The organism is Leyella lascolaii, from assembly GCF_900079775.1.
In the GTDB taxonomy this organism is placed as follows: Bacteria; Bacteroidota; Bacteroidia; order Bacteroidales; family Bacteroidaceae; genus Prevotella; species Prevotella lascolaii.
Genome location: NZ_LT556035.1, coordinates 216,602 through 231,633 on the forward strand (window position 1 = coordinate 216,602; position 15,032 = coordinate 231,633).

Annotated in this window: 9 protein-coding genes; 4 read left to right on the forward strand and 5 right to left on the reverse strand. The window is 46.3% G+C overall.

Going from position 1 to position 15,032, the window contains the following annotated elements; all coding sequences use genetic code 11:
- Positions 1 to 242: 242 nt before the first annotated feature.
- Positions 243 to 2,405, forward strand: a complete 2,163-nt coding sequence (tamL, locus tag BN4609_RS02070) for a translocation and assembly module lipoprotein TamL (RefSeq protein WP_084791323.1) — start codon at positions 243 to 245, stop codon at positions 2,403 to 2,405.
- 387 nt (positions 2,406 to 2,792) lie between these two features.
- Positions 2,793 to 4,562: a 30S ribosomal protein S1 gene (gene rpsA / locus BN4609_RS02075; protein WP_068855120.1), complete on the forward strand. Its 1,770-nt coding sequence runs from the start codon at positions 2,793 to 2,795 to the stop codon at positions 4,560 to 4,562.
- A gap of 422 nt (positions 4,563 to 4,984) precedes the next feature.
- Here the strand turns inward: rpsA and fmt are convergent, their stop codons facing one another.
- A complete protein-coding gene (gene fmt / locus BN4609_RS02080; protein ID WP_068855255.1) occupies positions 4,985 to 5,977 on the reverse strand; it encodes a methionyl-tRNA formyltransferase in 993 nt (330 codons plus the stop codon).
- A gap of 1,040 nt (positions 5,978 to 7,017) precedes the next feature.
- On the opposite strand from fmt, the gene BN4609_RS02085 reads away from it, so the two are divergent.
- On the forward strand, positions 7,018 to 7,587 hold the full coding sequence (locus BN4609_RS02085) for an L-threonylcarbamoyladenylate synthase (protein WP_068855121.1): 570 nt from the start codon (positions 7,018 to 7,020) through the stop codon (positions 7,585 to 7,587).
- A gap of 133 nt (positions 7,588 to 7,720) precedes the next feature.
- Positions 7,721 to 9,442, forward strand: a complete 1,722-nt coding sequence (locus BN4609_RS02090) for a chloride channel protein (protein ID WP_068855256.1) — start codon at positions 7,721 to 7,723, stop codon at positions 9,440 to 9,442.
- Between the two features lie 525 nt (positions 9,443 to 9,967).
- Here the strand turns inward: BN4609_RS02090 and thrS are convergent.
- The 4 genes from thrS to ruvX form a co-directional block, all read right to left on the reverse strand.
- Positions 9,968 to 11,935, reverse strand: coding sequence for a threonine--tRNA ligase (gene thrS, locus BN4609_RS02095; protein ID WP_068855122.1), 1,968 nt, complete (start codon positions 11,933 to 11,935; stop codon positions 9,968 to 9,970).
- Between the two features lie 81 nt (positions 11,936 to 12,016).
- A complete protein-coding gene (locus BN4609_RS02100) occupies positions 12,017 to 13,996 on the reverse strand; it encodes a tetratricopeptide repeat protein (protein WP_068855123.1) in 1,980 nt (659 codons plus the stop codon).
- Entirely contained in the window at positions 13,993 to 14,556 is a 564-nt protein-coding gene (gene def / locus BN4609_RS02105) for a peptide deformylase (protein WP_068855124.1), read from the reverse strand. The genes BN4609_RS02100 and def overlap by 4 nt, the downstream gene beginning before the upstream one ends.
- Before the next feature lie 50 nt (positions 14,557 to 14,606).
- Positions 14,607 to 15,032, reverse strand: coding sequence for a Holliday junction resolvase RuvX (ruvX, locus tag BN4609_RS02110; RefSeq protein WP_068855125.1), 426 nt, complete (start codon positions 15,030 to 15,032; stop codon positions 14,607 to 14,609).

Here is a 15,032-nt window from a genome sequence, read left to right on the forward strand (position 1 = left end):
ACAATATTACCATGGGCACAGACGCGATCTCAGACAAAGACAATGCAAACGGGAGGAAAGGAATGCTTGCCTTCTATTTCCTGAGTGCAGCCTTATCTTATGCAAAGATAGCAATATTTATCAATTATTTCGTAACTTTGCAGACAAATTAAAGCATATTGAATATAATTAAACACATATCATCCCGACTCATACACACACACGTATGCGCCCTGTTTTTTTTCAGCGCGGCAGCTATCCTCATGTGTGCATCATGCTCGTCCACAAAGTTCGTACCTGATGGCAAATATCTGCTTACAGACGTCAAGATAGAAAGCGATGACAACAGCATCAACACATCCCAGATGGAACCTTACGTAAGCCAGCAGGCCAACACAAAATGGTTCTCATTGTTTGAGATTCCACTTGGCACATACAACCTGTCAGGGCGTGACACCACAAAATGGATTAATAAGATACTGAGAAGACTTGGAGAAAAGCCGGTACTATTCGATACGCTAAAAGCAGACATGTCACTCAAAAACCTTCGCACTGCAATGCAGAACATGGGATATCTGCAGGCTGATGCGAAATTGACGACTACAGTAAAGGACAAAAAGATAAAAGCCATCTACACATTGTACCCCGGCAAACCATATTTCATCGGAAACATCGAGTATGACATCCTCGACAGAGACATCGCAGACATTCTTGATATGGACAATGAGGCTAACCGGGGACTAAAAAGCGGCATGCTATTTTCAATAGACAATCTGGAGAACGAACGCAAAAAGATAACAAAAATATTATCTGACAGCGGATACTATAAGTTCAACAAGGACTATATCATTTACGAGGCTGATTCCACCAAAGGCAACGACTCAATTGACGTTAAACTGAAACTGATGAAATACAGGGCTGACAGCAAGAGTCCTGAAAAGAACCACAACCGCTATTACATCAACAAGGTGACATTCACAGGAGCTGATGGAGGAAACATAAAACTGAGACGCAGCGTCCTCGATGACAATCTCGCAATAAGGGAAGGAACACCGTTCAGCGAACACGACCTGCAGAAGACCTACAGCAATTTTGCAAGACTTCAAGCTGTGAAATACACAAACATACAGTTTGAGGAACTTCCGGACACATCTCTATTGAACTGCAACATACAGCTGAGTACCAACAAACCTAACACAATATCATTCCAACCGGAAGGCACCAACACCGCAGGCAATCTGGGAGCCGCGGCATCACTGACATATGAGAACCGTAACCTTTTCCGCGGCAGCGAACTGCTCAGCATACAGCTGCGCGCCGCATTCGAGGCAATAACCGGTCTGGAAGGCTACAAGGCAGAAGACTACGAGGAGTATAATATTGAAGGAAAACTTATGTTTCCGCGCTTTATCGCACCGTTCCTTTCCGACAACTTCAGAAAGAACAGCAACGCACACTCCGAGCTGTCTGTGAGCTACAATCTTCAGAACCGCCCCGAATTCCACCGGAGAGTCTTCACATCCGCATGGACATATCATTGGAACGCTCCGAAGCATAACTCCACCTACCGTTTCGATCTCATTGATCTCAACTATGTGTACATGCCATGGATATCGGAAAAATTCAAGGAAGACTATCTTGATGACGACTCAAACAGAAACGCCATCCTCAGATACAACTATGAGGACCTTTTCATAATGAAGATGGGATTCGGCATGACTTACAACAACGGTGTGCATGCCATAAAGGCAAACATCGAGACTGCCGGAAACCTGTTGGGCGCAATATCCGGCATATCAGACTTCAAAAAAAACGGCGATGGACAATACACCTTATTTAATATAGCATTCGCACAATATGTGAAGGCTGATTTCGACTACACCCGTCTTTTCACATTCGACTGGCGCAACTCACTTGCCCTGCACTTCGATTTCGGCATAGCATATCCGTACGGAAACAGTAAAATACTGCCATTTGAGAAACGTTACTTCTCCGGAGGCGCCAATTCAGTAAGAGGATGGAATGTCAGAGAGCTCGGACCCGGAAAGTTCAAGGGCACTGACGGACGCATTGACTTCATAAACCAGACCGGTGACATGAAACTTGACTTCAATATTGAATACCGTACCGCATTGTTTTGGAAATTCAACGGAGCGTTCTTCATTGACGCAGGTAATATATGGACACTACGCTCATATGCCGAGCAACCTGGAGGACAGTTTAAGTTTGACGAATTCTACAAGCAGATAGCCGTTTCATACGGTCTTGGCATAAGGCTCAATCTCGATTATTTCATAATGAGATTAGACATGGGAGTCAAGGCAATAAACCCGGCATATACAACGAAAAAGGAGCATTACCCTATAATAGATCCAAACTTCAGACGTGACGTGTCATTTCACTTCGCGGTAGGTCTGCCGTTTTAAGCACAACCGGTCAACATTCCGCACATACCGCTTTCATGTCTGACCGGATGCCCGTCATCTCCATTCTGTACTGCCTGCACAATTCCGTTTTCCCGCTTTATGCTGTTTGGAACGCCACATTTACGAGAGAAGCGTCTACCCATCCGTGTGACAACGGCATTTGGGACTTATGAAGCACGATGTCATTTTGGTTAAAAGTCTGCTGACAGACAGTTTATATTCAAGTCCGGCATGCCGACTTTATAAATATTGTTAAAAAACAAGGGAACCGGCAAGTTTCCTTTCTCTCAAAGTGAGTATATCATTACAAATTAGTAAATTTGCACGATTTTTAATTATTTACATAAAGTCTAACTTTATTAATTCAAAACACTTATTATTAATTTTATGTCAGATTTAAAGAACGTACAGCCATTGGCAGACTTTAATTGGGACGAGTTTGAGAATGGCAACAGTGCAAACGTCAGCAAGCAGGAACTTGAGAAAGCCTATGACGAGACACTGAACAAAGTGTCAGAGCAGCAGGTCGTAGAAGGAAAAGTAATCTCTGTTGACAAGAAAGAAGTTGTTGTTAACATCGGTTACAAGAGCGACGGTATCATCCCGGCTTCTGAATTCCGCTACAATCCGGACCTCAAGGTTGGCGACGTCGTTGAGGTTTACGTTGAAAACCAGGAGGACAAAAGAGGTCAGCTGATTCTCTCACACAAGAAGGCACGCCTGAGCAAGAGCTGGGAGCGCGTCAACGCAGCCCTCGACAACGAAGAGGTTATCCAGGGTTACATCAAGTGCCGCACTAAGGGTGGTATGATTGTTGACGTATTCGGCATCGAAGCATTCCTGCCGGGAAGCCAGATAGACGTTCATCCTATACGCGACTACGACGTATTCGTAGGCAAGACAATGGAGTTCAAGGTTGTCAAGATCAATCAGGAATTCCGCAATGTGGTTGTTTCACACAAGGCTCTCATCGAAGCCGAGCTTGAAGCACAGAAGAAAGAAATCATCAGCAAGCTCGAAAAAGGTCAGATTCTCGAAGGTACCGTCAAGAACATCACTTCATACGGTGTATTCGTTGACCTCGGCGGTGTTGACGGACTCATCCACATCACAGACCTTTCTTGGAGCCGCGTAAGCGATCCGCACGAGGTAGTAGCCCTCGACCAGAAAATCAATGTCGTTATTCTCGACTTCGATGATGAGAAGAAGCGCATAGCTCTTGGTCTCAAGCAGCTCACTCCGCACCCATGGGATGCACTCGACGCAGACCTGAAGGTTGGCGACCGTGTCAAGGGTAAGGTTGTAGTGATAGCAGACTACGGCGCATTCGTTGAAATCGCTCCGGGCGTAGAAGGACTCATTCACGTATCAGAAATGAGCTGGAGCCAGCACCTGCGCAGTGCACAGGAATTCCTGCACGTAGGCGACGAGGTAGAGGCAGTCATCCTTACTCTCGACAGAGACGAGCGCAAGATGTCTCTCGGCATCAAGCAGCTTAAGGAAGATCCGTGGGAGACAATCGAGGTTAAATATCCTGTTGGCAGCAAGCATACAGCAAAAGTACGCAACTTCACAAACTTCGGTATCTTCGTTGAACTTGAGGAAGGTGTTGACGGTCTGATTCACATCAGCGACCTCTCTTGGACAAAGAAAGTAAAACATCCGTCAGAGTTCACACAGGTAGGTGCCGAGATTGATGTTGTAGTTCTCGAAATAGACAAGGAGAACCGTCGTCTCAGCCTCGGTCATAAGCAGCTCGAAGACAATCCTTGGGACGCTTACGAGTCAATCTATACACCGGGTTCTGTACACAACGGAAAGATTACCGAGATGATGGACAAAGGCGCAGTCATCACACTTGATGAGGGCGGTGAGGGCTTTGCCACACCTAAGCACCTTGTTAAGGAAGACGGCACACAGGCACAGCTTGGCGAGGAGCTCCCATTCAAGGTTATCGAGTTCGTTAAGGATACAAAGCGCATCATCCTTTCTCACAGCCGTACTTTCGAGCAGGCTAAGGAAGATACAAAGCCGTCACGCAAGCATTCAGCAAAGAAAGAGACTGCTCCTGCAATAAACAATATTGCCGCAAGCACAACTCTTGGCGACCTTGACGCTTTGGCAGAACTGAAAGCTAAAATGGAAAAAGGCGAATAATCAATTCACCTTTATACGTAATACGCGCCGACCGTTGCGGTGATTCAGACGGTCAACGGTCTGGTGACAAGCAAAAAAAGATGCGGAAACTTCAGTTTCCGCATCTTTTTTATTATCGGCATAAAACATGTGTTTTCATAACGATATTGCCATTATACACATCTGAAAGACAGCCGTCTCTTATCTTCCACCTGAATATGCCGTAAGCCTTAATACGCATCCCGCACAGCTGTCAGCCTGTTTGTTCCCACTACTTACATAGATATGGCGGAATATGCCGGAAAAACCGCTATAAAAAATGACGGCAGCAGTGCGGAAGAAATATAAAGAGCTGACTATAAAACTTAAATGCATAATCAGAGTTCTAATGGCATATTGGGGTTAAAGGCATGCATATCGTCCGCCTGTCCGGCACCGGCAAATCAGACAGACTGCTTACCGGAGCCCACCATTCTCAGCTCACCGCCATTGGCAGCTTTGAATCCGTTAAGAAAACTCCGCGCATCCATACGCTTCTTTCCGGCTATCTGCAGCTCAGTTATCTCCACCCACTCGTCAGCAGCGGCTACATACAGTCTGCCGTGGTCTACAGACACATGCCCGAATGGCTCCTGACAAGCAGTGCCGGTACGCTGCGTTCCGTACACTTTCACGGTCAATGGCTTCTGCCCATCCACCTCCAAAGCAGACCAGGCTCCAGGATAAGGACTAAGACCGCGCACGAAGTCATAGACCCTCTTCGCCGTCTTACTCCAGTCAATCTCACATGTCTCCTTGAATATCTTCGGAGCCGGACAAAGCCCCAGCGTCTCGTCCTGAGGCTGGGAAGCGACATTTCCTTCAGTCGAAATGACCATATCAACAGTTTCCCTGCATATCTCGGCTCCAAGTCTCATAAGTCCGTCGTACACATATTCCACATCCGCGTCATCCGGAATATGAAACCTTTTCTGCATTATTATACGTCCCGTGTCAATCTCATGGTCAAGAAAGAATGTGGTGACACCCGTCTCCGTCTCTCCGTTTATCACCGCCCAGTTTATAGGCGCGGCGCCCCGGTATTTGGGGAGCAGTGACGCATGCACGTTGAACGTGCCGAATCTCGGCATAGCCCAGACTATCTCAGGCAGCATGCGGTAAGCCACCACCACCTGCAGGTCGGCTTTATATGCGGCAAGGCTCTCAACAAACGCAGGGTCCTTCATCTTTACCGGTTGCAGCACAGGCAGTCCCACAGACAAGGCATATTTCTTCACCTCTGGCGGACAGAGCACAGAGCCGTGCCTGCCAACAGGCTTGTCGGGCTGTGTCACCACTGCCACAACATTGTATCCGCCCTCCACGAGACATTTTAGAGACTCCACCGCAAACTCCGGAGTACCCATAAACACTATACGCAAATCTTTTTTATCCATATCAAAACCGTTTGTTTTTGTAAATACACCAACCTCGTCCTGCCATGCCATACGCTTTTTCAGAGAACAGACAGTGACATTAAATATGAGGCATACATGCCGAGATAACGCAAGGCGGGAGGGAAAGAGAGCTTGCTCTTCATGTCCCGAGTGCAGCATATCTTTGACAAAGATACTTCAAATAACACTATTAAACGAATATATATAGCCACTTTTTAAATTCTCATTATAAATAAACATACGCAGACAACCTTTGTGAAAGAAATCCCATCAGCCATTGTTCATGTATAATTATTCATCCATGACAGTAAAAAATCTTTACAACCGTTTTTGATGAAACAGAGAGTGAAGCGGTATAAATATATAAACCTACAAGAAAAACCAACCATCGGATGTGTCACAACACATTAATGAAACATGCGATAAAGCCTTTGCCGGGATGCAATACAGCCTTTTTCATGCAACAGAATAGCATGCATCAGAATGCGGAAGAGGCTTTTCGGGCAGACAGAAAAGGCTTTTCAACAAGCCGGAACACGTAAAATTTATTAACTGCAAAACATAAATCACTGGTAGCCAGAGCATTATTAAAGCCTCTGAAAATTCATGGATTTGCGTTCATATTTACTTTCGTCCGGAAATAAAGCATATATACGAAGTTATCCTTAATAAGGATGCATCCCGCCATATGTAAATTTGCATAAACTTACAATTATTCAAACAGAGTAACACAAAAAAATGATTATGAATACAGGAACCTTTTGCTACATTCTACATTTTTTATTATTTTTGTATAAGATAAACTGCACTCGGGCAAATAAGAGCAAGCTCTCTTGCCGCTCGTTTGCAATATCTTTGTATAAGATAAGCTACGGCTCGGCAGTATCAAGTCTGGGAAAACTCTGTTTTCCCGCCTTGCTGTTGCACTAGCCTTGCAATATCTTTGTATAAGATAAACTGCACTCGGACAAATAAGAGCAAGCTCTCTTGCCGCTCGTTTGCAATATCTTTGTCAAACAAAAAACATAATTACAATAAAAATGACACAGGAAGATGACATTAAAAACGCCATTGACGTAATGCGCAAAGGCGGAGTGATTCTATATCCTACGGACACTGTTTGGGGAATAGGATGTGACGCTACAGACGAGAAAGCTGTGGCGAGAGTTTATGAGATAAAGAAACGCAACGATTCGAAGGCTCTCATTTGCCTCGTAGACTCCGACGCGCGCCTTCAGCGGTATGTCAGAAACGTGCCGAACGTGGCGTGGGACTTAATGGAACTTGCAACCAAACCCACAACAATAATATTTGATCAGGCTGTCAACCTCGCCCCTAACCTCATAGCTGAGGACGGAAGCATTGCCATGCGCATCACAAAAGAACCGTTCTCAAAGATGCTGTGCTACAGATTCCAGAAACCAATTGTAAGCACAAGCGCCAACATAAGCGGTGAACCGGCAGCTCAAAACTACTGTGACCTGTCGCCAGAGCTGATCGACGCCGTGGACTATGTGTGCCACACACGCCGTCAGGAACACAAGCCGCACACACCGAGCAGCATCATAAAACTGACAAACGAAGGTGTCGTCACAATAATAAGACCTTGACCATACCGCCACACACTCCTACAGAGGATAACAGAATAAGCCAACACGAAAAATGAAAGCAATAAAAGCACAAACATTAAGAATAACCACAAACATACTTCACAACTGGAACAACCACGTATCAGAGAGGCAGATGACTCTGATACTTGCCTTCCTCATAGGATTCTTCGCGTCTGTGGCTGCTTTCATACTGCATTCCATAATCAAAGAGATACAATGGCTGCTGACATCTAAATTCACATTGGAGTCGTACAACTGGCTTTACCTTCTGTTTCCTGTCATCGGTATACTCATCACGATGCTGTTCGTGAAGTATGTCGTGAAAGACAACATCTCACACGGTATCACCCGCATACTATACGCCATCTCCACCAAACGCTCACACCTTAAAGCCCACAACTGCTGGTCATCGGTGATTGCCTCCGCCATAACCATAGGGTTCGGAGGTTCTGTAGGAGCAGAAGCTCCTATCGTGCTCACGGGCTCGGCTATAGGCTCTAATCTCGGGCAACTCTTCCGGATGGACAACAAGACGCTCATGCTGCTTGTGGGATGCGGTGCGGCAGCCGCCATCGCGGGAATATTCAAGGCTCCCATCGCAGGTCTCGTGTTCACGCTCGAGGTGCTCATGGTAGACCTCAGCATGGCTTCACTGCTGCCCATACTCATCTCGTGTGTCACGGCAACCTGCTTCACATACATATTCGTCGGAAGCGACTCGCTTTTCACATTCTTCCTTGACGACAAATGGACAATAGAACGCATACCGGCGTGCATACTGCTTGGAGTGGCATGCGGACTGGTGAGCCTGTACTTCATACGTGCCATGGGAATGTGCGAGAACATGTTCAGCCGCATGAAAGACAAGCCATACACACGGCTGCTGACAGGAGGGGTGATACTCAGCTCGCTGATATTTCTCTTTCCGGTATTATACGGTGAAGGAAACAACGCCATAAACATACTTCTCAACGGAGAGACAGGCGCAGACTGGGAAAAACTGCTCAACAACTCGCTGTTCTACGGTCATGGCAATCTGCTGATACTCTACATAGCCCTCGTGATACTGACCAAGGTGTTTGCCACATCCGCCACAAACGGTGCGGGAGGATGCGGAGGAACATTCGCACCGTCACTGTTCATCGGAGGATTCAGCGGATTCCTTTTCGCGCGACTGTGGAACATCAACGGCATAGGTGTTCATCTGCCTGAGAAGAACTTCACTCTCCTCGGCATGGCTGGAGTGATGGCAGGAGTGATGCACGCTCCGCTCACCGGCATTTTCCTCATTGCCGAGATAACAAACGGCTACAGCCTGTTCATGCCGCTTATCATTGTAGGCATATGCGCGGTAATGACAATCAGCATATTCGAGCCGCACAGCATCTATGCAATGCGTCTCGCAAAAGAAGGCAAACTGATAACCCATCACACAGACAAGGCGGCACTGACGCTCATGAGCCTTGACAGCGTGATTGAGAGGGACTTTGTGTCGGTGAATGCGGACATGTCGCTCGGACAGCTTGTCAACGTCATAAGCAAGAGCAACACGAGTTTCATACCGGTGCTCGACAATGCCGGGATATTGCTCGGTGAGATTGACATCACCAAGATAAGGCATATCATGTTCCGTACAGAACTGTACAACAGATTCACCGTCAGTCAGATAATGACACCAGTGGAGGCAAAACTGCTTCTGAACGACTCGATGGGAAACGTCATGAAGACCTTTGAAAAGGAAAACACCAGTTATCTGCCTGTTGTAGACATAAACAACCAGCTCATCGGATTCATCTCACGGACAAGAGTTTTCAGCATGTACAGGAAAATGGTATCCGACCTATCGGACGAGTGACAGCCGGTTCTGACACAATGTTCTTATGTGAAAAGAGACCGCGCCAGACAATACTGGAGAAACATCTCATTGCGCCCGACGCCACTGTTTTCTAACGGAAGAACGGGCATTGGAACGGACATTCATTTCATAATGACCATGGACTGCAACAGACCTGTAAACTTCCAATATGTTAATACCGGATGACAGCGATTCGGATCAAACATTAAGCGGTAATTGGTCCGTAAAAACTTTTTATTTACCTGACTACTGACTTCTTCATCCATATTACACACTGATGCCGTCCTTTTGCCTTACACATTCTCCAAGTGCAGTACGCAACATCTTCGATAAAAGCAGAAAACGATATGACTGACAGCAGTACGAAAATACATATGAAATATAATGACCGCGTCAGGTTAAACAGGAAAAAGAAAGCTAAAGCGAATCATGACAGCAGACATTGAAAAAAAGCGATGCGGGAAATGAACAGCACGTCATCCTGCATCGCTTTTCTTAATTGTATATTGAATAATTACAATACTCTTATTCCGGGCGAATCTCTGTTGCCTTCAGCATCTCTGCCACATCGGCATTAATCTTGGCGGCAAAATCCTCCATAGACATCACGCTCTGCTCGCCCCCACCCTGCTTGCGCACGGCTACAGTTCCGTCTGCCTGTTCCTTCTCGCCTACAACAAGCATGTAAGGAATGCGTTTCATCTCGTTGTCGCGTATCTTGCGTCCTATCTTCTCATTACGGCTGTCGACAGTAGCACGCACGCCCTGATTGTCAAGATACCTGCAAACCTTCTTTGCGTAGTCATTGTATTTCTCGGAGATTGGCAGCACAGCCACCTGGTCGGGTGTAAGCCATAACGGGAAATGTCCAGCCGTATGCTCTATGAGTACAGCACAGAAGCGTTCCATTGATCCGAACGGCGCACGGTGAATCATGACCGGAGTCTTCTTCGTATTGTCCTCATCAGTGTACTCAAGCTTGAAACGCTGCGGCAGATTGTAGTCCACCTGTATCGTACCGAGCTGCCAACGGCGGCCTATGGCATCCTTGACCATGAAATCGAGTTTCGGACCATAGAACGCAGCCTCGCCATACTCAACCTTTGCCTTAAGCCCTCTTTCACGGCATGCTTCAATTATAGCCTGTTCGGCAGATGCCCATACCTCATCGGAACCGATGTACTTCTCATGGTCGTCAGGATCGCGCAGAGATATCTGTGCCTCCACGTTGTCATCGGTGAAGTTGAATGTTGAGAAAACAGTCTGGATAATGTCTATCACTCTAAGGAACTCGTCCTTCACCTGATCAGGACGGCAGAAGATGTGCGCGTCGTCCTGTGTAAACGAGCGCACACGTGTAAGACCGTGAAGCTCGCCGCTCATCTCGTAGCGATAAACTGTTCCGAACTCAGCGATACGTAAGGGCAGATCCTTATAAGAACGCGGCTTCCACGCGAACACCTCACAGTGATGCGGGCAGTTCATCGGTTTCAGCATATATTCCTCGTCTTCCTCCGGAGTATGTATAGGCTGGAACGAATCCTTACCATAATGTGCGTAGTGACCGGACGTGACATACAGGTTCTTGCTTCCTATGTGAGGAGTGATGACCTCCATATATCCATAGTTTTTCTGTATCTTACGCAGCATGTCCTGCAAACGCAGGCGCAGCTCCGTTCCTTTCGGAAGCCATATTGGAAGTCCCTTGCCCACACGCTCCGAAAACATGAAAAGCTCCATCTCACGTCCGATCTTACGATGGTCGCGCTTCTTTGCCTCCTCAAGCATGAGAAGATACTCGTCAAGCATCTTCTTCTTCGGAAACGTTATGCCGTATATACGAGTCATCTGCTCGCGCTTCGCGTCACCGCGCCAGAATGCTCCAGCCACACTCGTAAGCTTAATGGCCTTTATGGCACCGGTGCTCATGAGGTGCGGACCACGGCACAGGTCAGTGAATGAGCCTTGTGTGTAAGTGGAGATTGTGCCATCCTCAAGATCCTGATCAATATGTTCGCACTTATAAGTCTGCCCGTCGGCATTGAATTCAGCCAATGCGTCAGCCTTTGTGACATCCTTGCGTACCACCGGCTCGTCTTTCTTTGCCAGTTCCTTCATCTTTGCCTCGATGGCGGGGAAATCGTTCTCGCTTATTGTAACACCCTTAGGAGGCATTACATCGTAAAAGAAACCGTTCTCTACAGCCGGTCCGAAACCGAACTGTATGCCCGGATACAGTTCCTGGAGGGCTTCTGCGAGCAGATGAGCCGATGTATGCCAGAAAGTATGTTTACCCTCTTCGTCTTCAAATTTATAAAGAACAAAATCAGCGTCCTCCAAAATAGGACGGTTGAGTTCCACTGTTTCGCCGTTTACACCACAAGATACCACATCACGGGCAAGAGCAGGCGAAATGCTCTCTGCAATCTGCAAACCGGTCACGCCTTGTTCGTATTCATGAACAACACCGTCCGGAAAAGTGATTTTTACCATAACAAATTAGTATTTAATCTTTTTATATTGCAAAATTAATATATATTCTTTCAATAAAGCACAATTACAGCATGATTTTTATCAACCTGTCTTCTTGTTTGCCTGCTGATATTTCTTTATCAGACTATAGGCATCATACAGACCGAGTTCACCGGCTTTGCTCAAATCGGCTATACCTGCGCTGACGTTCTTATTGTTTATATGTGCCAGTCCACGGTTGTAATATGCTTCAGCCAGATTCGCGTCGAGACGTATGGCTTCGGTATAATCGGCAATGGCTTTATCGTAAATTTTGCCAGCCGCATACATGTTGCCACGGTTATAAAACAGATATTGATTGTCCGAATCGAGTCTGATGGCTTGATTCATGTCAGCCATTGCCCTCTCGGCTGCAATACGCACATCGGTACCTCCGGACGCATTGAACTCATTCATCTTGGAAAGACAGAAGGCACGCTGCCAATAGCCGAGCGGTGACAGAGAGTCTATGGACAAGTATGTTGTGAGATCTGATACGGCAGCATCATAGTTCTGTAACGCAGAATAGACAACCGAACGAACCAGCACATCTGCCTTGACATCAGAGATGTTGCGTGAGGCGTCAATGCCGGCAGACAGACTGTCCACATATTCAAAATAACCTTGCGACGTTTTCTGATCGAGCTGGCGGGATATACAATTGACATAAATGTGACGTACGTCACGGGCATTGCTGTTGAACCGGTCTACTGCCGCAGAGAAAGCCTGATAGCTCTTCACACCATTATCGTATGGCGACATAGCAAGGAAATACATCGGTCTGAACGACTGCTCCACAGAACGGTTCTGCACACGTCCGCGATAATCGCTCTCGTATTCATGCTCCACCTTGTTTTCATCGGCAACGACTATCTGATTGTATTTTTCAGGATCGATGTCACTTCTCTTACGCATCTGTTTTGTTTTTGACGCACTCCAGCGCGGCTGCTTGCCCTGATGCTTGTCCATCTGCGCCTTCAATATTTTGAACTCGTCGAGTTCAGCCTTTGCCGTCATCCCCAAACGCCGGTAGCAAGCGGCACGCCGCGCAAGACCTGTCCAGAAGTTAGGAAACTGATTGATGACAGTGGTGTAGTCTTTTATGGCAGATTTGAGATCACCTGTACGGTCGTGCAGCAAAGCTCTGTTGAAAATAGCCATCACATTGTCCGGCTCCATCCTGATGACATAATCAAAATCTGTTATAGCCCTGTTGTCATCTCCAAGCTGCATGCCGAGCAATCCACGATTATATCTTGCCATGAAATTGTTAGGGTCAAGATCTATAGCCTTGTCATAATCAGCCATTGCTCCTCGCAGATTATTCAGATTGTATCTTGCCAAACCACGATTGACATAATTAGGGACATTCTGGGGCTTCAGGTGTATTGCCTTGTCCAGACATGCCGCAGCTTCGCTCCATTCCGAACGCGACAGTCCTATCATCGCCTTTGCCGACCATGCGTCCGCATTGTAGGGATCAATGTCAAGACTTTTACCGAGCCATTCATCAGCTTTTGTCGTGTCTTTTTGCATAAGGAAAACTTCAGCCTTAAGCGAATAAGCCTTGGCGTTGGTTTTCCATCTGTTCACCATCGTATCAAGATCTGCCTGCGCCCGCTCATACTCCTTGTCTTCAATACGGCACAACGTACGGTTGTACCATACATTATAATTCCAAGGATTGAACTCTAAAGATTTGTCGTAATCGGCTATCGCGCCCTTAAAATTTTTCTGGTTGATGCGGCATAATCCCCGGAGCTCATATATATCAGATATGTACGGATTCAAATTTATTGCTTCCGTCACATCCTTTTCCGCTCCTACAAAATCGTCAAGATAGAACTTAGCGACCCCTCTGAAAAACCATGCGTCGTAAAGATATGGCTTGACATTGATAATCTGGTTGAAATACTGTATGGAAAGTACATAGTCTTCATAAAAAAGAGCACTGCGGCCGGTCACCATCAGACGATCGGTATTGAACTGTGCAAATAACCCCAGCGGCAGAATCACCAATATGAAGAACAGTACTTTTCTCATCTCTTTGCTGGTTTTGTACGATATCCGCAACGATAACGTCCCTGCAGCAAAGACTTCAACTTATTGCGTATAAGTTGTTTACGCATAGGAGAAAGGCGATCCACAAACATTGTCCCGTCAAGGTGGTCGAACTCATGTTGCATCACACGGGCAAGATAACCATCCACCCATTCATCGTGCATATTGAAGTCTTTATCCTGATATGTGACGTGTATGCGTTTGGGACGAGTTACGTTCTCATGTATTCCGGGAAGAGAGAGACATCCTTCTTCCATCGTGTCCTTAGGACCCTCGGTATCATATTCCACAATATTCGGATTTATATAAACCTTTTTGAAGTCCTTATACTCCGGAAAATCCTCACTCAGTACGTCAAGATCTATAACAACAAGGCGAATGTCAAGTCCTATCTGAGGCGCGGCAAGTCCCACTCCGTCACTCTCAGTAAGGGTTTCGAACATGTTTTCTATAAGAGTCTGCAAATCCGGATAGTCAGGTGTTATTTCCTGCGCTTGTTTTCTCAACACCGGATTACCATAAATATAGATAGGTAGAATCATCTAACTTTAGAAATAGAATTTTATTAAACCAGTTATAAACAGAACACCGTTTACCACTTTTTATCCTGTATGTAGTCCAAATAACTCTGTAAAATGATTGTGGCACTAATCTCGTCGACCAATGCTTTGTTACGCCGCGCCTTCCTGCCTATGCCACTGTCTATAATAGTCCTGTGGGCAAGCACTGAGGTGAAACGCTCGTCATATAGCTCTATCGGAATATTCGGAAAAGCCTTGCGCCATCTTTCAACAAACTGAACGACACGCGCATGGTTCTCACTCGGCTCACCGTTCATCTGCTTCGGTTCACCTATTACAATCCGCTCAACTTCTTCACGGCCTACGTAAGATGATAAAAAAGAAAACAAAGCGGAAGTGTCAACAGTCGCCAACCCATTAGGTATTATTTGTAATGGATCGGTAACTGCCAACCCCGTCCGTTTTTTTCCATAATCTATGGATAATATGCGAGCCAC